This window comes from Providencia rustigianii DSM 4541 (genome assembly GCF_000156395.1).
GTDB lineage: Bacteria > Pseudomonadota > Gammaproteobacteria > Enterobacterales > Enterobacteriaceae > Providencia > Providencia rustigianii.
Genome location: NZ_GG703818.1, coordinates 708,426 through 720,869, shown reverse-complemented (window position 1 = coordinate 720,869; position 12,444 = coordinate 708,426). Strand labels below are relative to the sequence as shown.

Annotated in this window: 11 protein-coding genes; 8 read left to right on the top strand and 3 right to left on the bottom strand. The window is 42.9% G+C overall.

What is annotated here, in order from left to right:
• Positions 1 to 37 precede the first annotated feature (37 nt).
• Positions 38 to 331: a helix-turn-helix domain-containing protein gene (locus PROVRUST_RS08405; protein WP_006814351.1), complete on the bottom strand. Its 294-nt coding sequence runs from the start codon at positions 329 to 331 to the stop codon at positions 38 to 40.
• A gap of 525 nt (positions 332 to 856) precedes the next feature.
• On the opposite strand from PROVRUST_RS08405, the gene PROVRUST_RS08400 reads away from it, so the two are divergent.
• From PROVRUST_RS08400 to PROVRUST_RS08365, 8 genes are all read left to right on the top strand, one after another.
• Entirely contained in the window at positions 857 to 2,011 is a 1,155-nt protein-coding gene (locus PROVRUST_RS08400) for a glycerate kinase (RefSeq protein ID WP_006814350.1), read from the top strand.
• A 160-nt stretch (positions 2,012 to 2,171) separates the two neighbouring features.
• On the top strand, positions 2,172 to 3,170 hold the full coding sequence (locus PROVRUST_RS08395) for a 3-oxoacyl-[acyl-carrier-protein] synthase III C-terminal domain-containing protein (RefSeq protein WP_006814349.1): 999 nt from the start codon (positions 2,172 to 2,174) through the stop codon (positions 3,168 to 3,170).
• The gene (locus tag PROVRUST_RS08390) at positions 3,167 to 4,174 is read left to right on the top strand and encodes an NAD-dependent epimerase/dehydratase family protein (protein ID WP_006814348.1); all 1,008 of its coding nucleotides are present in this window, start codon (positions 3,167 to 3,169) and stop codon (positions 4,172 to 4,174) included. Before PROVRUST_RS08395 ends, PROVRUST_RS08390 begins: the two co-directional genes overlap by 4 nt.
• Positions 4,171 to 4,971, top strand: coding sequence for an MBL fold metallo-hydrolase (locus PROVRUST_RS08385; protein WP_006814347.1), 801 nt, complete (start codon positions 4,171 to 4,173; stop codon positions 4,969 to 4,971). Before PROVRUST_RS08390 ends, PROVRUST_RS08385 begins: the two co-directional genes overlap by 4 nt.
• Positions 4,968 to 6,245: a F390 synthetase-related protein gene (locus tag PROVRUST_RS08380; RefSeq protein ID WP_006814346.1), complete on the top strand. Its 1,278-nt coding sequence runs from the start codon at positions 4,968 to 4,970 to the stop codon at positions 6,243 to 6,245. Before PROVRUST_RS08385 ends, PROVRUST_RS08380 begins: the two co-directional genes overlap by 4 nt.
• Positions 6,245 to 6,859: a phosphatase PAP2 family protein gene (locus tag PROVRUST_RS08375; protein WP_006814345.1), complete on the top strand. Its 615-nt coding sequence runs from the start codon at positions 6,245 to 6,247 to the stop codon at positions 6,857 to 6,859. Before PROVRUST_RS08380 ends, PROVRUST_RS08375 begins: the two co-directional genes overlap by 1 nt.
• Positions 6,856 to 7,983 carry a sterol desaturase family protein gene (locus tag PROVRUST_RS08370; protein ID WP_006814344.1) on the top strand — a complete coding sequence of 376 codons (1,128 nt, stop codon included), beginning with the start codon at positions 6,856 to 6,858 and terminating at the stop codon, positions 7,981 to 7,983. The genes PROVRUST_RS08375 and PROVRUST_RS08370 overlap by 4 nt, the downstream gene beginning before the upstream one ends.
• Positions 7,967 to 9,076 (top strand): acyl-CoA desaturase, encoded by a 1,110-nt coding sequence (locus PROVRUST_RS08365; protein WP_006814343.1) that lies wholly within the window; start codon positions 7,967 to 7,969, stop codon positions 9,074 to 9,076. The genes PROVRUST_RS08370 and PROVRUST_RS08365 overlap by 17 nt, the downstream gene beginning before the upstream one ends.
• Positions 9,077 to 9,154: 78 nt before the next feature.
• Here the strand turns inward: PROVRUST_RS08365 and PROVRUST_RS08360 are convergent, their stop codons facing one another.
• The gene (locus tag PROVRUST_RS08360) at positions 9,155 to 10,477 is read right to left on the bottom strand and encodes an anaerobic C4-dicarboxylate transporter (protein WP_006814342.1); all 1,323 of its coding nucleotides are present in this window, start codon (positions 10,475 to 10,477) and stop codon (positions 9,155 to 9,157) included.
• A 139-nt stretch (positions 10,478 to 10,616) separates the two neighbouring features.
• Positions 10,617 to 12,041, bottom strand: coding sequence for an aspartate ammonia-lyase (gene aspA, locus PROVRUST_RS08355; protein ID WP_006814341.1), 1,425 nt, complete (start codon positions 12,039 to 12,041; stop codon positions 10,617 to 10,619).
• Between the last annotated feature and the right edge of the window lie 403 nt (positions 12,042 to 12,444).

Sequence of the window (12,444 nt, the reverse complement as noted above, 5' to 3'; positions counted from 1 at the left end):
CATGACTAATTATTTGTTTTTATTAAAAATAAATTGTCTAATTCAATAATTTATTTTCCATATCAATATCGATATAGTAAAAATGGAAAATATTTTGTAGGAAATCATCAATATCATGCTTCTTTAACTCTAAAGCATGCAGAATTCCTAAAAGACTTTGGATCGTAATCGCATTAACACCGCGCTCATAGCGAGAAATCTGCTGTTGGCTAATGCTTAAGCGTGAGGCGAGTTCAGCCCCCGTTAATCCAGCCCCCTTTCGACGACGTTTTAGAAATGTCCCGATATACGTCGAGACTTCGATACTATCGAATTGTTGATCAGTGAGCATGATACCTCCATGCGAGGATTATTAAGATAATCGCATCAATAATTAAAAAATATTATCTTTAGTGAGTCGAAGTTGTCTAATTTTGATTGTTACAATCATGGTGTGTATTTAACAAGGAAGCCCCCATTATTACCAATTTTTATCGCGGATTGATTGACTCATTTCGATAGACTAGAACTATTGTACTCACTCCATTCATGGATAGTAACTTTGAATAATGGGTTATATATTTTGTAAATTCACCTTATTTAGAAATATAATATTAAATTAACCGATTTTTTTATTTTAATTTGGTTTTAAATTCGTATCTATATAATCGTAAATTTAATCAAAAAATAATAATAGAATATGAATAAAGCAATGGATTGTTACACTTATATATATATTATTAATACAAGTGTTTCGTAAGAAATATTCATATTTAATTAGTAATAAATAAATCGTTTTTTAGTGTTTTTGATGATTAGATTAAATAGGTTATTTTATATTTGAGTGCATCTTAGAGATATAAAGGACAGCTAACTGATGAAAATTATCGTCGCCCCAGATTCATTCAAAGAAAGTCTAAGTGCTAATGTTGCTGCGCAGTCGATTATTCGTGGTTTTCGTCACGTATTTCCGGCAGCAGAATATGTGGCATTGCCTGTTGCTGATGGTGGGGAAGGGACATTAGACACACTGATTGCTGCTCTGCAAGGGGATAAAGTTACGTTGACCGTTCGCGATCCTCTAGGGGCCCCGATTACTGCATATTATGGCTTGTTGCCAGAAAAACAGACGGCGGTAATTGAAATGGCGCAAGCAAGCGGTTTAATGCTGGTGGCACCTGAACAACGTAATCCAATGCTCACTAACAGCTATGGGACGGGACAATTAATCCTCGATGCTTTATCCCGAGGAGCAAAACGCATTATTTTAGGGATTGGTGGTAGTGCAACTATCGATGGTGGTGTCGGTGCACTTCAAGCATTAGGCGTCAAATTTTATGATGAAAATCAGAAGCTTCTTGGTATTGAAGGCAATATATTAAGCCAAATCGACCAGATTGATATTTCCTGTTTAGACTCCCGCTTACAAGACTGCATTATTGATGTCGCCTGTGATGTAACTAACCCATTGGTGGGACAACAAGGTTCCGCAGCTATTTTTGGCCCTCAGAAAGGGGCGACTTCAGAAATGGTGATAATGTTAGATCACGCGCTGAATCATTATGCAGAGCTTATTTTACAGTTGACTGGACACGATTACCGCCACCTACAAGGCGGCGGTGCCGCTGGTGGTATTGCCGTTGCGGTTGCCGCATTTTTAAATGGGCAATTAAAATCGGGTATTGATCTCGTCATGGAAGCGCTGAATTTAGAGCAGCATCTGATGGATGCAGATTTAGTGATCGTTGGTGAGGGGAGCATGGACGGGCAAACTGCCGGAGGCAAAGCCCCGATTGGCGTAGCAAAATTAGCGGCTAAACATCAAGTTCCGGTGATTGCATTGAGTGGTGTACTCGGTGACGGCGCAAGTTCTTTGCATACGCAAGGCATAAGTGCGTTATTTAGTATTTTACCTCGCTTAGACACCTTAGAAAAAGTATTGGGCGAGGGGGAGCACAACTTAGAAGTTGCTGCATCTAATGTGGCTAGAGTGATTAAAATTGGTCAATCACTTTCATCAGAAATTAGATGAGGATAGCGTGAAGTGATCTCAAAAAGGTTGGGTAGGATTTTTAGGTAAGTTTTATCTCTGTTTTGACGCTATTTATTTTATATGCGCTTTTTCCTATACCATGACGTTACGTAATTTGATAAATGGTAGGATTAATAAAAAATAATAGGTAAATAAACAGATGCTCAACTCGACTTCGCTGGTTCCTCTCAAAATAGTGGCATCCGGTGTTGCATTACCTTCACAGCAAGTTTTATCAACAGAGCTTGATAAACGACTCAATAAATCCAACGGCTATGTTGAAAAACGCTCAGGTATTCGCTGGCGCTATCATGCTTCAAATACCGATAGCCAAGCCGAACTTGCCGCGGCAGCGATTCAAGATGCATTGATCCGCCAAAATATTGCCCCATCCTCGATTGATGCATTGATTTGCGCCTCGGCTATCCCTGTTCAAGCACTACCTTGTAGCGCGGCACATATTTTATCTTGCTCATCACTACTTTCTGGAATTGCCTGCTTTGATATCAATGCTAGCTGTGTGAGTTATTTATCCGCTTTGCAAGTCTCTGCTGGGTTATTGGCGACGAATCAATATCAGCGAATTGCCATTGTTTCCGCGGATATTGCTTCCCGAGGAATTGATTGGGAGCATGAAGAGTCATCATTAATTTTTGGTGATGGTGCAGCTTGTACGATTGTGGAACGGGGCGATGGTCATAGTGGCATATTGTCATTTCGTCTGGAAACGTATCCAGAGGGCTTAGACCTGTGTGAAATTCGGGCCGGTGGTACGCGATGTAATCCACGTTCAGGCATGCAAGAAAGTGACTTTTTATTCCATATGAAAGGCAAACCGCTGTTTAAGATGGCGTCTGCGATGGTGGAAGATTTTATGCAGCGCATTTTATCCGAGGCGGGAGTGAGTTTGTCACAAATTGATACGGTGGTACCTCACCAAGCGAGCCATTTATCCCTAGAGCATATGCGAAAACGACTGGGTGTCACTCCAGCGCAATTGGTGGATATTTACGCCACAAGAGGTAATCAAGTGGCGGCATCGATTCCTTCAGCATTACATGAAGCTATTATTACTGACCGCTTTTATGGAAAATCGTTAGTCATGCTGGTGGGAACGGCTGCGGGTCTAGCTTTATCTGCGATGGTGATAGTGCCATGAGAATTCTCGTCACGGGAGCGACAAGTGGGTTAGGGCGTAATGCGACGGAAAAGTTGCTGCGAGACGGTCACGAAGTGGTCGCCTGTGGACGTGATTTGGCGGTAGGTCAGTTATTGATGGAAGCCGGTGCGAGTTTTCGTCCCATTGATCTGGGGACGTTAACACGAGAAGCGGCTCACGAACTGATGGCAGATTGTCAGGGAATTTGGCACTGCGCGGCATTATCGGCACCTTGGGGAGACAGACAAGAATTTGAAGCAGTGAATTGGCTAGCCACACGGACATTAGCTCAAGCCGCCGCAGACCAAGGTATCGAAAGATTTGTTCATATTTCCACGCCAGCAATCTATTTTAATTTTACCCATCAACAAGATATCCCTGAGTCGACAACAAACCGCCAATTTGCCAACGATTATGCTCGAACCAAATTTCTGGCAGAGCAGGAAATTGCCAGCATGGTGCCTTGTTATCCGGCAACCACATTTGTGATTTTGCGCCCTCGAGGGCTATTTGGCCCTTATGACCGAGTGCTGTTACCACGGTTAATGGCTCAAGTTCGTGCTCGTCATGGAAAACTTATTTTACCCGGTGGTGGGCAGAATGCCTTTGATTTGACCTACGTCGAAAACGTAGTGGATGCGATGATATTGGCAACCCAAAAACCGCTGCAAAGCGGCTCGGTATTTAATATTACCAATCAAGATCCACAGCCATTGATTACCACGCTTCGAGCGCTATTTTCACAAACAGAAACCCAGTGTCAGGTGAAATCTGCACCTTATCCATTGTTATATGGACTGGCATTTTGTTTGGAGAAAATGGCGGTTTTACAGCGCAAAGAGCCATTATTAACCCGTTATAGCTTGGGTGCCGCCTATTTCACAATGACGTTGAATAATGAGAAAGCTCAGAATGAGCTAGGCTACTATCCGCGTTATTCAATGGCTGAAGGGATCGCTCGTACCGCTCAGTGGCTTAATCAACATCAAAAGGGTGAGAAATGATGAATATTCGGGTATTTGAAGTGGGGTATTGTACTCATCCCGGCTGTGTTGCTCTCAAAGGCGCCAGTATGAAAGCCTGTAAATTCCCTGCGCGAGCGTGGTTGATTGAAGGAAATGATCAACGTTGGCTATTTGATACCGGCTATGCCGACCATTTTTATGATCATACTCGTCATGGCATTATTCGTTTTTATCGCGCAGTCACGCCAGTCTATTTTGACGCCAAAGATGCGTTAGTGTCACAACTCAACGCTGATGGAATCACGCCATCGGATATTACTGGCGTGATTATTTCTCATTTCCATGGTGATCATATTGCTGGGCTGCGTGATTTTCCTAATGTGCCATTCATATGCTCTGGGGAAGGCTGGGAAAAAACACGAGATTTAACCGGATTCTCGGCGCTACGTAAGGCATTTGTTCGAGGGTTAATCCCCGAAGATTTTGAGGTGAGAGCGCAGTTCTATGAAGGTTTTGAGAAGATAGATTTACCCGCTGAGCTAGCCGAATTGGGATATGGCTTTGCCATCAATGCAGAGAAAACGTTAATTGCAGTGCCGTTACCGGGGCATGCGGCGGGGCATACCGGGCTGTGTGTCGCAACGGATAATGGATGGATTTTATTAGCTGTGGATGCAGCATGGTCGCCGACTAATTACCGAGAAATGCGTGGTCCCATGGCGATTGCCAATTTAATTATGGATGACAGCCAAGCTTATTACGAAACTCTAAATAAACTGCATCATATTGATAAACGGCATATACCAATCCAATTATGCCATGAGGGCGATTTGTGAAGCTGCTGAAAATTTTGTGGTATTACTGGCGAGCGCGCAGATTGAAATTTAAAGACAGTGAGGCTTTAGAGCGATACCAGCAAGGTAAACTTTCAAAATTTATTCAGCGCGATTTGTGCCATAGCCCCTATTTTGCAGATTATTGTGAGCAACCACTAACTCAATGGCCTTTGATGAATAAGGTATTGATGATGAAGCACTTTGATAGCATGAATACCCAAGGACTCAAGGTTGAGGAACTGCTAGCTTGTGCAAAACGCAGTGAATCCTCACGGGATTTTTCACCCACGGTTGGGAAATTCAGTGTGGGATTATCATCAGGTACCTCGGGGCGTCGAGGTGTTTTTGCCGTCAGCCAGAATGAGCAAGCACAGTGGTCAGGAATTATGTTAGCTAAAATGTTGCCTGAAGGACTGTTTGCGGGTGAGCGAGTCGCATTATTTCTTAGGGCTAACAATAATTTATATGAAAGCGTGAGTAACCGCTGGCTGTCATTTCAATTCTACGACCTATTAGGGGATTTTGACGAAAATTTGTCATCTTTAGCTCAATGGAAGCCAACTATTATTGTTGCACCTGCTCAGGTGCTGGTTGAAATTGCTCGGCGTCAGCAGCTTGGTGAGTGCTCGCTAACCCCAAAGAAAGTGATTTCAGTGGCAGAGGTGCTTGAGAAAGAAGATAAAGAGAAACTTCAACGGGTTTTTTCTGCGGTGGGAGAAGTGTATCAGGCAACAGAAGGGTTTCTTGGCTGCACCTGTTCCCATGGAACTTTACATCTTAATGAAGCATTTCTCCATATTGAGAAACATTGGCTGGATGAACGCCGATTTTCCCCGATTATTACGGATTTTACGCGCAAAACTCAGCCTATTGTTCGCTATCAACTGGATGATGTGCTGGTGATACGGGAAGCACCATGCCCTTGCGGTGATGTGCAAACCGCCATTGAGCGTATTGAGGGGCGCTGCGACGACCAATTAATATTAAAAAATTCGCAAGGGGAACCGATTCGCTTATTTGCGGACGCGTGCAACCGCGTTATTTGCAATACATTGCCCACTGAAACCGATTTTCGACTGCATCAAAAAGGACTTCAATTTACCTTATCGGCGCAATGCGATGATGCTGAGTTACAGAAATGTCAGCAAGCACTAACTTACTATTTTGCGCAGCAAGGTGCGGAAACCTCCAATGTGCAGTGGACACTGAGGCATCATTTGCCAGTGTGCTCGATGGCGGTGAAGCGACGCCGTATCACGCGGGAGGCGGAGTGATGAAATCCTTTTCATTAGTGTTACGAGGCAGTTATTTATTACTTGGCTGGGGAACAGTAGGCATTATTTATTCTTTTACTGGGCATTTTCACGATGCTGCGCACCTTATTTCCCCGAGTATTATTGATAATTATATTGCCTATTCCCCAAGTGCTATTTGGCTGTATCTATCATTTTTCCTGTTTATTCCTTGTGGCTATCTGTTGTCTGAGTCAGTAAAAGTGAAACCGCTAATGTGGCAAATGATACTGTGTGCTGTGCTATCGGGGATGGTTTATTTACTCTATCCAACTACTGCGATTTTTCCTCAAGAGCTCGGTAATGGATTGACGCAACAAGCCTTAGTCGGATTACTGCAAGTGGATACACCACAAAATATGCTGCCATCTTTGCATGTCTCTTTAACCTTAATTTCGTTGGTTGCGTTATGGCGACAAGGAAAACCCATTCAAAACTTACTGTGGCTAGTGTGGGCGTTAGTGATTATTTTTTCTGTCTTGCAGCTTAAGCGGCATCTGTTTATTGATGTCGCTGGTGGTGTCGTGTGTGCATTAATCGCTATTTTAGTGATTCAGTGTTTCAGGGAGATAAGGTGTAGAGGAGGCAACAAATGAATGAATTAACGTTCCCCGTTATTTTTATGTTGCTGATTGTCATGGCTGAAGCCGTGATTATCGCGCGGCAGAAACGCGCTTCATTTAGTTGGCGGGATGTGGTTTTTAACCTTAATTCCGGGCACATCATGCTGTGGTTGTTTCGTGGATTAGAGCTATTTTGCTATGGGTTTGTGGTCACTCATTTTTCATTGGGAATTGTTGATCACTGGCCGATCTGGCTGGTGTGGTTATTTACCTTAGTGGCTTGGGACTTCGGCTTCTATTGGTTACATCGTTTGCACCATCGCTACCGGTTATTGTGGGCGGTACATGTTGTTCATCACCAAGGGGAACATTTTAACCTGTCCCTTGGGGTACGTAACTCGTGGTATTCCTCCTTGACCTCGATTCCATTCTTTTTACTGCTTGCTTTAATGGGCGTGCCATTGGCGGTATTTATGGCAATTTCTATTTTGCACTACACCATCCAATTCTTTAATCACAGTGGTGTGATCCCCCGTTTCCGATGGCTAGAAAAATTGATGGTGACACCGCACCACCATCGAGTTCATCATATTAAATCGGGTGGATATGCCAATCGTAACTTTGGTGGCAGCTTTATTATTTGGGATAAACTATTTGGTTCATTTTCTGAACCTCCTGAAACCCCTCATCAATACGGTATTGGGGGAGAATCTGCGACCCAAAATCCATTTGTTGACAGTAACCGTCCTTTTCTCCGTATTTTGGGTATGAAAAATGGGCTGAAACAGCCGCGTGAAACCCATTATCAGATTAAGGAAATCTTCTTGGTAAGCGGTACATTGTTGCTATTCACATTGGTGATTGGCTACATTTATTTGTATGGCTACGGTTTTAATGGCACCACTGGCGTGCAAGTTGGGCTCTTTATCTTGTTAGCCTTAGGAACCGTAGCATTGTCGGGGTTATCAAGCGGTTATCTATGGGGTAAATGGAGCTGGTTTTTGGTGGCGACGATGATTGCGGCGTGGGTGTTAAGTGCAGGTTGGTTAATGCCATTTTGGTTGGTTGTGAGTGGCGTATTGTGGCTGCACAGTTTATTGGTGCTGGTAGGATTCGGAGTGACTAAGGTGGATAAAACCGATGCGCAAACCGAGTGATTTACCACCACTTTCTTTTCGTCATAAAGATGACTTGGCGTTTCATCGCGCATTACAGCAAGCCGCAAACGGGTACCTGCAAGAAAAGGGTGACCACCGTTTTGCGAATGCCAAGGTATACCTGAAAAATACGCTATTAATTCTGGCTTGTTTTAGCTGTTATTTCTTAATGATGACCTCTCAGGGGGGAATCACTTTTTTTATTGGCTATCCACTGTTTATATTTTTTGCTTTATTACTGGCGATCAATGTGGTGCATGATGCCTCCCATAACGCAGTATTTCGGCATGGCTGGGCAAATCGGTGGCTGAATTTTTGGGTGACTATTCCCCTTGGATTAGACCCAGATTGCTGGCGGGTTCGGCATATTCTCTTTCATCATACCCATACGAATATTCGTCATTATGATTTGGATATAGAAGAAAACTTTTTACTGCGGCAAACGCCTTATCAACGCTGGTATCCATTTATGCGTTGGCAGCATTTATATTGGCCGTTGATTGCGGCGATGACGTTTCCCGCGCTGATTTGGGGATATGATTGGTTTGACCGCTTTCATTTCACACGTGTCGCGCCGAAAATGCGCCATCAGGGAGCTAAAGGTATTTGCTTGTTTTTGCTGAGTAAAGTACTGCATCTTTGTTTGGCTCTGTTATTACCGTATGGGTTTTTATCCCCTTATGGTATCGGTATCGGCACATTATTGACGGTTTATCTGTTTAGCCAGATGCTCGCCTCGCTAATTTTTGTGGTGCTGATCCTCGGTACACACTGGGCAAAAGCTACCTTTTATACCGCACCAGAATCAGGGCGTATGGCGCAGGGTTTTTATACCCATACTTTTTCAACCACCTACGATTGGCAAACCACGCCCAAATGGCTGACGTATTGGTTAGGTGGGTTGAATTTACACCTAACGCACCATATTTTTCCCAACTGGCATCATCGACATTATCCGGCTCTCGCCAATATTATTCAGCAAACCGCCGCACAATTTGATATGGATTATCATTGTGTTGATGCCAAAACCCTGTGGCGTTATCAGCAATTGTTTTTGAAGCGAATGGGAACGGGGGAAGGGGTTATATCGTGATGGTATTTCGAGAATAAAAAAACCGTGGTTTTAATGCCACGGCTTTTATCATTCGATAATTAACTTAACGAATATTGACTACAACATCATACCGCCGAACAGGAAGCCGAAGGTAACGGCAAATGCGACAGCGATAGTACCCGGAATAAAGAATGGGTGGTTGAAGACAAACTTACCAATGCGAGTTGTACCGGTGTCATCCATTTGTACCGCCGCAACCAGCGTTGGGTAAGTAGGCAGAATGAACAGACCAGATACCGCAGAGAAAGATGCGATTGCAGTCAGTGGGCTAACGTTCAGAGCCAGTGCCATTGGCATCAGCGCTTTAGCGGTAGCTGCTTGAGAATACAGTAGAGCAGAACAGAAGAAGAAGATAACCGCTAACATCCATGAATGTTCATGAATCAGGTCACCCGCAGTTGCTTTGATCCAGTCTAAGTTGTGCTGTACGAAAGTATCACCTAACCAAGCAACACCTAAGATACAGATACAGGCGCTCATACCAGCTTTAAAGGTACTTGAGTTCAGGATTGCATCAGTGTTAACACGGCACAGGATAGTGATTAATGTCGCAACAGTCAGCATGATAATCAGGATAGCGTTAGTGGTATTCATCAATGGTTTTTCAACCAGACCCACGCTTGGGCTATTGATGATTGCATAACAAACTACGCCGACAACGCCGAGTAAGAACAGCAGAACAGAAGATTTTGCACCTGGTTTGATTTCTTTGACTTGGCTACCGCGCAGTTCAACTAAACCTTCAGCTAAACGTTTTTGATAGATTGGGTCATCGGACAGTTTAGAGTTAAATGTCCAAGAAACAATAAATGACATTAAAATAATGGCAAGGAATGTCGATGGTAATAAAACACCTAACAGCGTGATATAGCTAACTGTGTTACCTGCACCAACCATTGCTGGGTTTTCCATGACTGACGCCATGTAAACAACCGCTGCAGAAATTGGGGAAGCAGTAATACCAATCTGAGCTGCCACTACCGCAGTAGACAGTGGACGACATGGTTTCACACCTTGCTCTTTCGCAACTTCTGCAATAACTGGCAGAGTTGCTAATGAGATATTACCGGTACCTGCGAACAGGGTCAGGAAATAAGTCACGATTGGGGCAAGAATAGTGATGTATTTTGGATTGCGGCGCAGTAATTTTTCTGTTTGAGCAACCAAGTAATCAAGACCACCTGCAATTTGCATTGCAGAGATAGCGGCAATAACAGCCATGATGATAGAGATTACGTCAAATGGAATGGTACCCGGTTTCACGCCAATAGCAGCGAGTACCAGAACACCAAGGCCACCGGCAAAGCCGATACCTATCCCACCAAGACGGGCCCCTAAAAAAATGGCCAGCAGAACAATGACAAATTCTACGGCTAACATAGTGTTTACTCCTCGACAAAATGAAAATTATGAAACTATTATGTTAATTATTTGTGTGTGCGTTCATGAAAAAAGGCACGCTATCCGGTGGAAAGTCGTGCCCTTATTCTTAAGAATTATCTATGAAACTCATAAATAATTAGTCATCAAATCTTTTTGCTTTATATGCTGGATGCTTTAGGTTCTCTACAGAGAAGATATCATCCAATTCTGCTTCGGTCAGAAGTCCACGTTCTAGGACAACTTCACGTACGCTCTTACCAGTTTCAGCACAGATTTTACCAACGATATCGCCGTTATGGTGACCAATGAATGGGTTCAGGTAAGTCACGATACCGATAGAGTTGAATACGAACGCTTCACAGATTTCTTTGTTTACTGTGATACCGTTGACGCATTTCTCTACTAAGTTACGACATGCATTGCTCATCAGTGAAATTGATTCAAACATTGCTTGACCGATTGCTGGTTCCATTACGTTTAACTGTAATTGACCTGCTTCAGCAGCCATGGTGACACAGATGTCATTACCCATAACTTTAAAGCATGCTTGGTTAACAACTTCAGGGATTACTGGGTTAACTTTTGCTGGCATGATAGAAGAACCTGCTTGTAATTCTGGCAGATTGATTTCTTTCAGCGCCGCACGAGGACCAGAGGAAAGTAAACGTAAGTCGTTACAGATTTTAGACAGTTTAACGGCTAAACGTTTCAGGCTAGCGTGAACAGTGATGTATGCACCACAGTCAGAAGTTGCTTCAATCAAATCTTCTGATGGTACACATGCTAAGCCTGTTACTTCAGCTAATTTCTTAACGGCTAATTCTTGGTAACCAGGCGCTGTATTTAAGCCAGTACCGATAGCTGTTGCACCTAAGTTAACTTCGAGCAGTAAATCGATGCTACGTTTTAAGTTTTTCTCTTCTTCTTTTAAAAGAGTCGCGAAAGCATGGAATTCCTGACCAACAGTCATTGGTACTGCGTCTTGTAACTGAGTACGACCCATTTTCAGGATGTCTTTGTACTCTTCAGCTTTTCTTTCAAAGCCTTCTTTCAGGTAAACAACAGAGTCGATTAATTTCAGAACAGAGTTGTAAACTGCGATACGGAAACCGGTAGGGTATGCATCGTTGGTTGATTGGCTTTTATTTAGGTGGTCATTTGGGTTTAAAAACTCATACTCACCTTTTTTATGGCCCATCAGTTCAAGACCGATGTTTGCCAGAACTTCGTTGGTATTCATGTTCAGTGATGTGCCCGCACCACCTTGGAATACGTCAACTGGGAACTGATCCATGCATTTGCCTTCGTTCAAAACAATATCACATGCTTTGATGATGGTATCTGCGATATTACGAGGAATCGTGTGCAGTTCTTTGTTAGCAAGCGCGGCTGCTTTTTTTACCATTACCATGCCACGAATAAATTCTGGGACATCGTTAATAGTGCGGTCGCTGATATAAAAGTTTTCAATCGCACGCAGAGTATGAACACCATAATAGGCATCAGCTGGAACTTCTTTTTTACCTAACAGGTCTTCTTCGATACGAGTATTGTTTGACATGAGAACCTTCTTAATTAGATTACAGTTACTGTCCGTTTATGCGCTTTAAAAATATATCCTAAAACTAAACTTATAGGTGTTTACCACCTACTACTCCGTTATCAGCATTATGTTCTACTGACTTATGGGTAGATCATATGCCTTTTATCACTCCATACCTTGAACCTAGATCATTTTATGGATTGATTAGTGAAACAGAATTCATATTGTGTGATTTAAATCACGGATAAGCATAATTAATGATATTTCTTCGTGAGTTGAAAATCGTTATAAGCGACCCAATTATTATGGCTATACTAATGAAAAAAGCGAATACTGATGATAGTCTCTTAGAGATAGTTCACAAAGGTTTTCTTTTAACCTCGAAAAACGCAGTAGCTTATTGATATAAAGGAGTACTTGT

Excerpts from the sequence above, each read along its gene's own strand:
- PROVRUST_RS08405 (WP_006814351.1), bottom strand. The coding sequence starts at position 331 with ATGCTCACTGATCAACAATTCGATAGTATCGAAGTCTCGACGTATATC.
- PROVRUST_RS08400 (WP_006814350.1), top strand. The coding sequence starts at position 857 with ATGAAAATTATCGTCGCCCCAGATTCATTCAAAGAAAGTCTAAGTGCT.
- PROVRUST_RS08395 (WP_006814349.1), top strand. The coding sequence starts at position 2,172 with ATGCTCAACTCGACTTCGCTGGTTCCTCTCAAAATAGTGGCATCCGGT.
- PROVRUST_RS08390 (WP_006814348.1), top strand. The coding sequence starts at position 3,167 with ATGAGAATTCTCGTCACGGGAGCGACAAGTGGGTTAGGGCGTAATGCG.
- PROVRUST_RS08385 (WP_006814347.1), top strand. The coding sequence starts at position 4,171 with ATGATGAATATTCGGGTATTTGAAGTGGGGTATTGTACTCATCCCGGC.
- PROVRUST_RS08375 (WP_006814345.1), top strand. The coding sequence starts at position 6,245 with ATGAAATCCTTTTCATTAGTGTTACGAGGCAGTTATTTATTACTTGGC.
- PROVRUST_RS08370 (WP_006814344.1), top strand. The coding sequence starts at position 6,856 with ATGAATGAATTAACGTTCCCCGTTATTTTTATGTTGCTGATTGTCATG.
- PROVRUST_RS08365 (WP_006814343.1), top strand. The coding sequence starts at position 7,967 with ATGCGCAAACCGAGTGATTTACCACCACTTTCTTTTCGTCATAAAGAT.
- PROVRUST_RS08360 (WP_006814342.1), bottom strand. The coding sequence starts at position 10,477 with ATGTTAGCCGTAGAATTTGTCATTGTTCTGCTGGCCATTTTTTTAGGG.
- aspA (WP_006814341.1), bottom strand. The coding sequence starts at position 12,041 with ATGTCAAACAATACTCGTATCGAAGAAGACCTGTTAGGTAAAAAAGAA.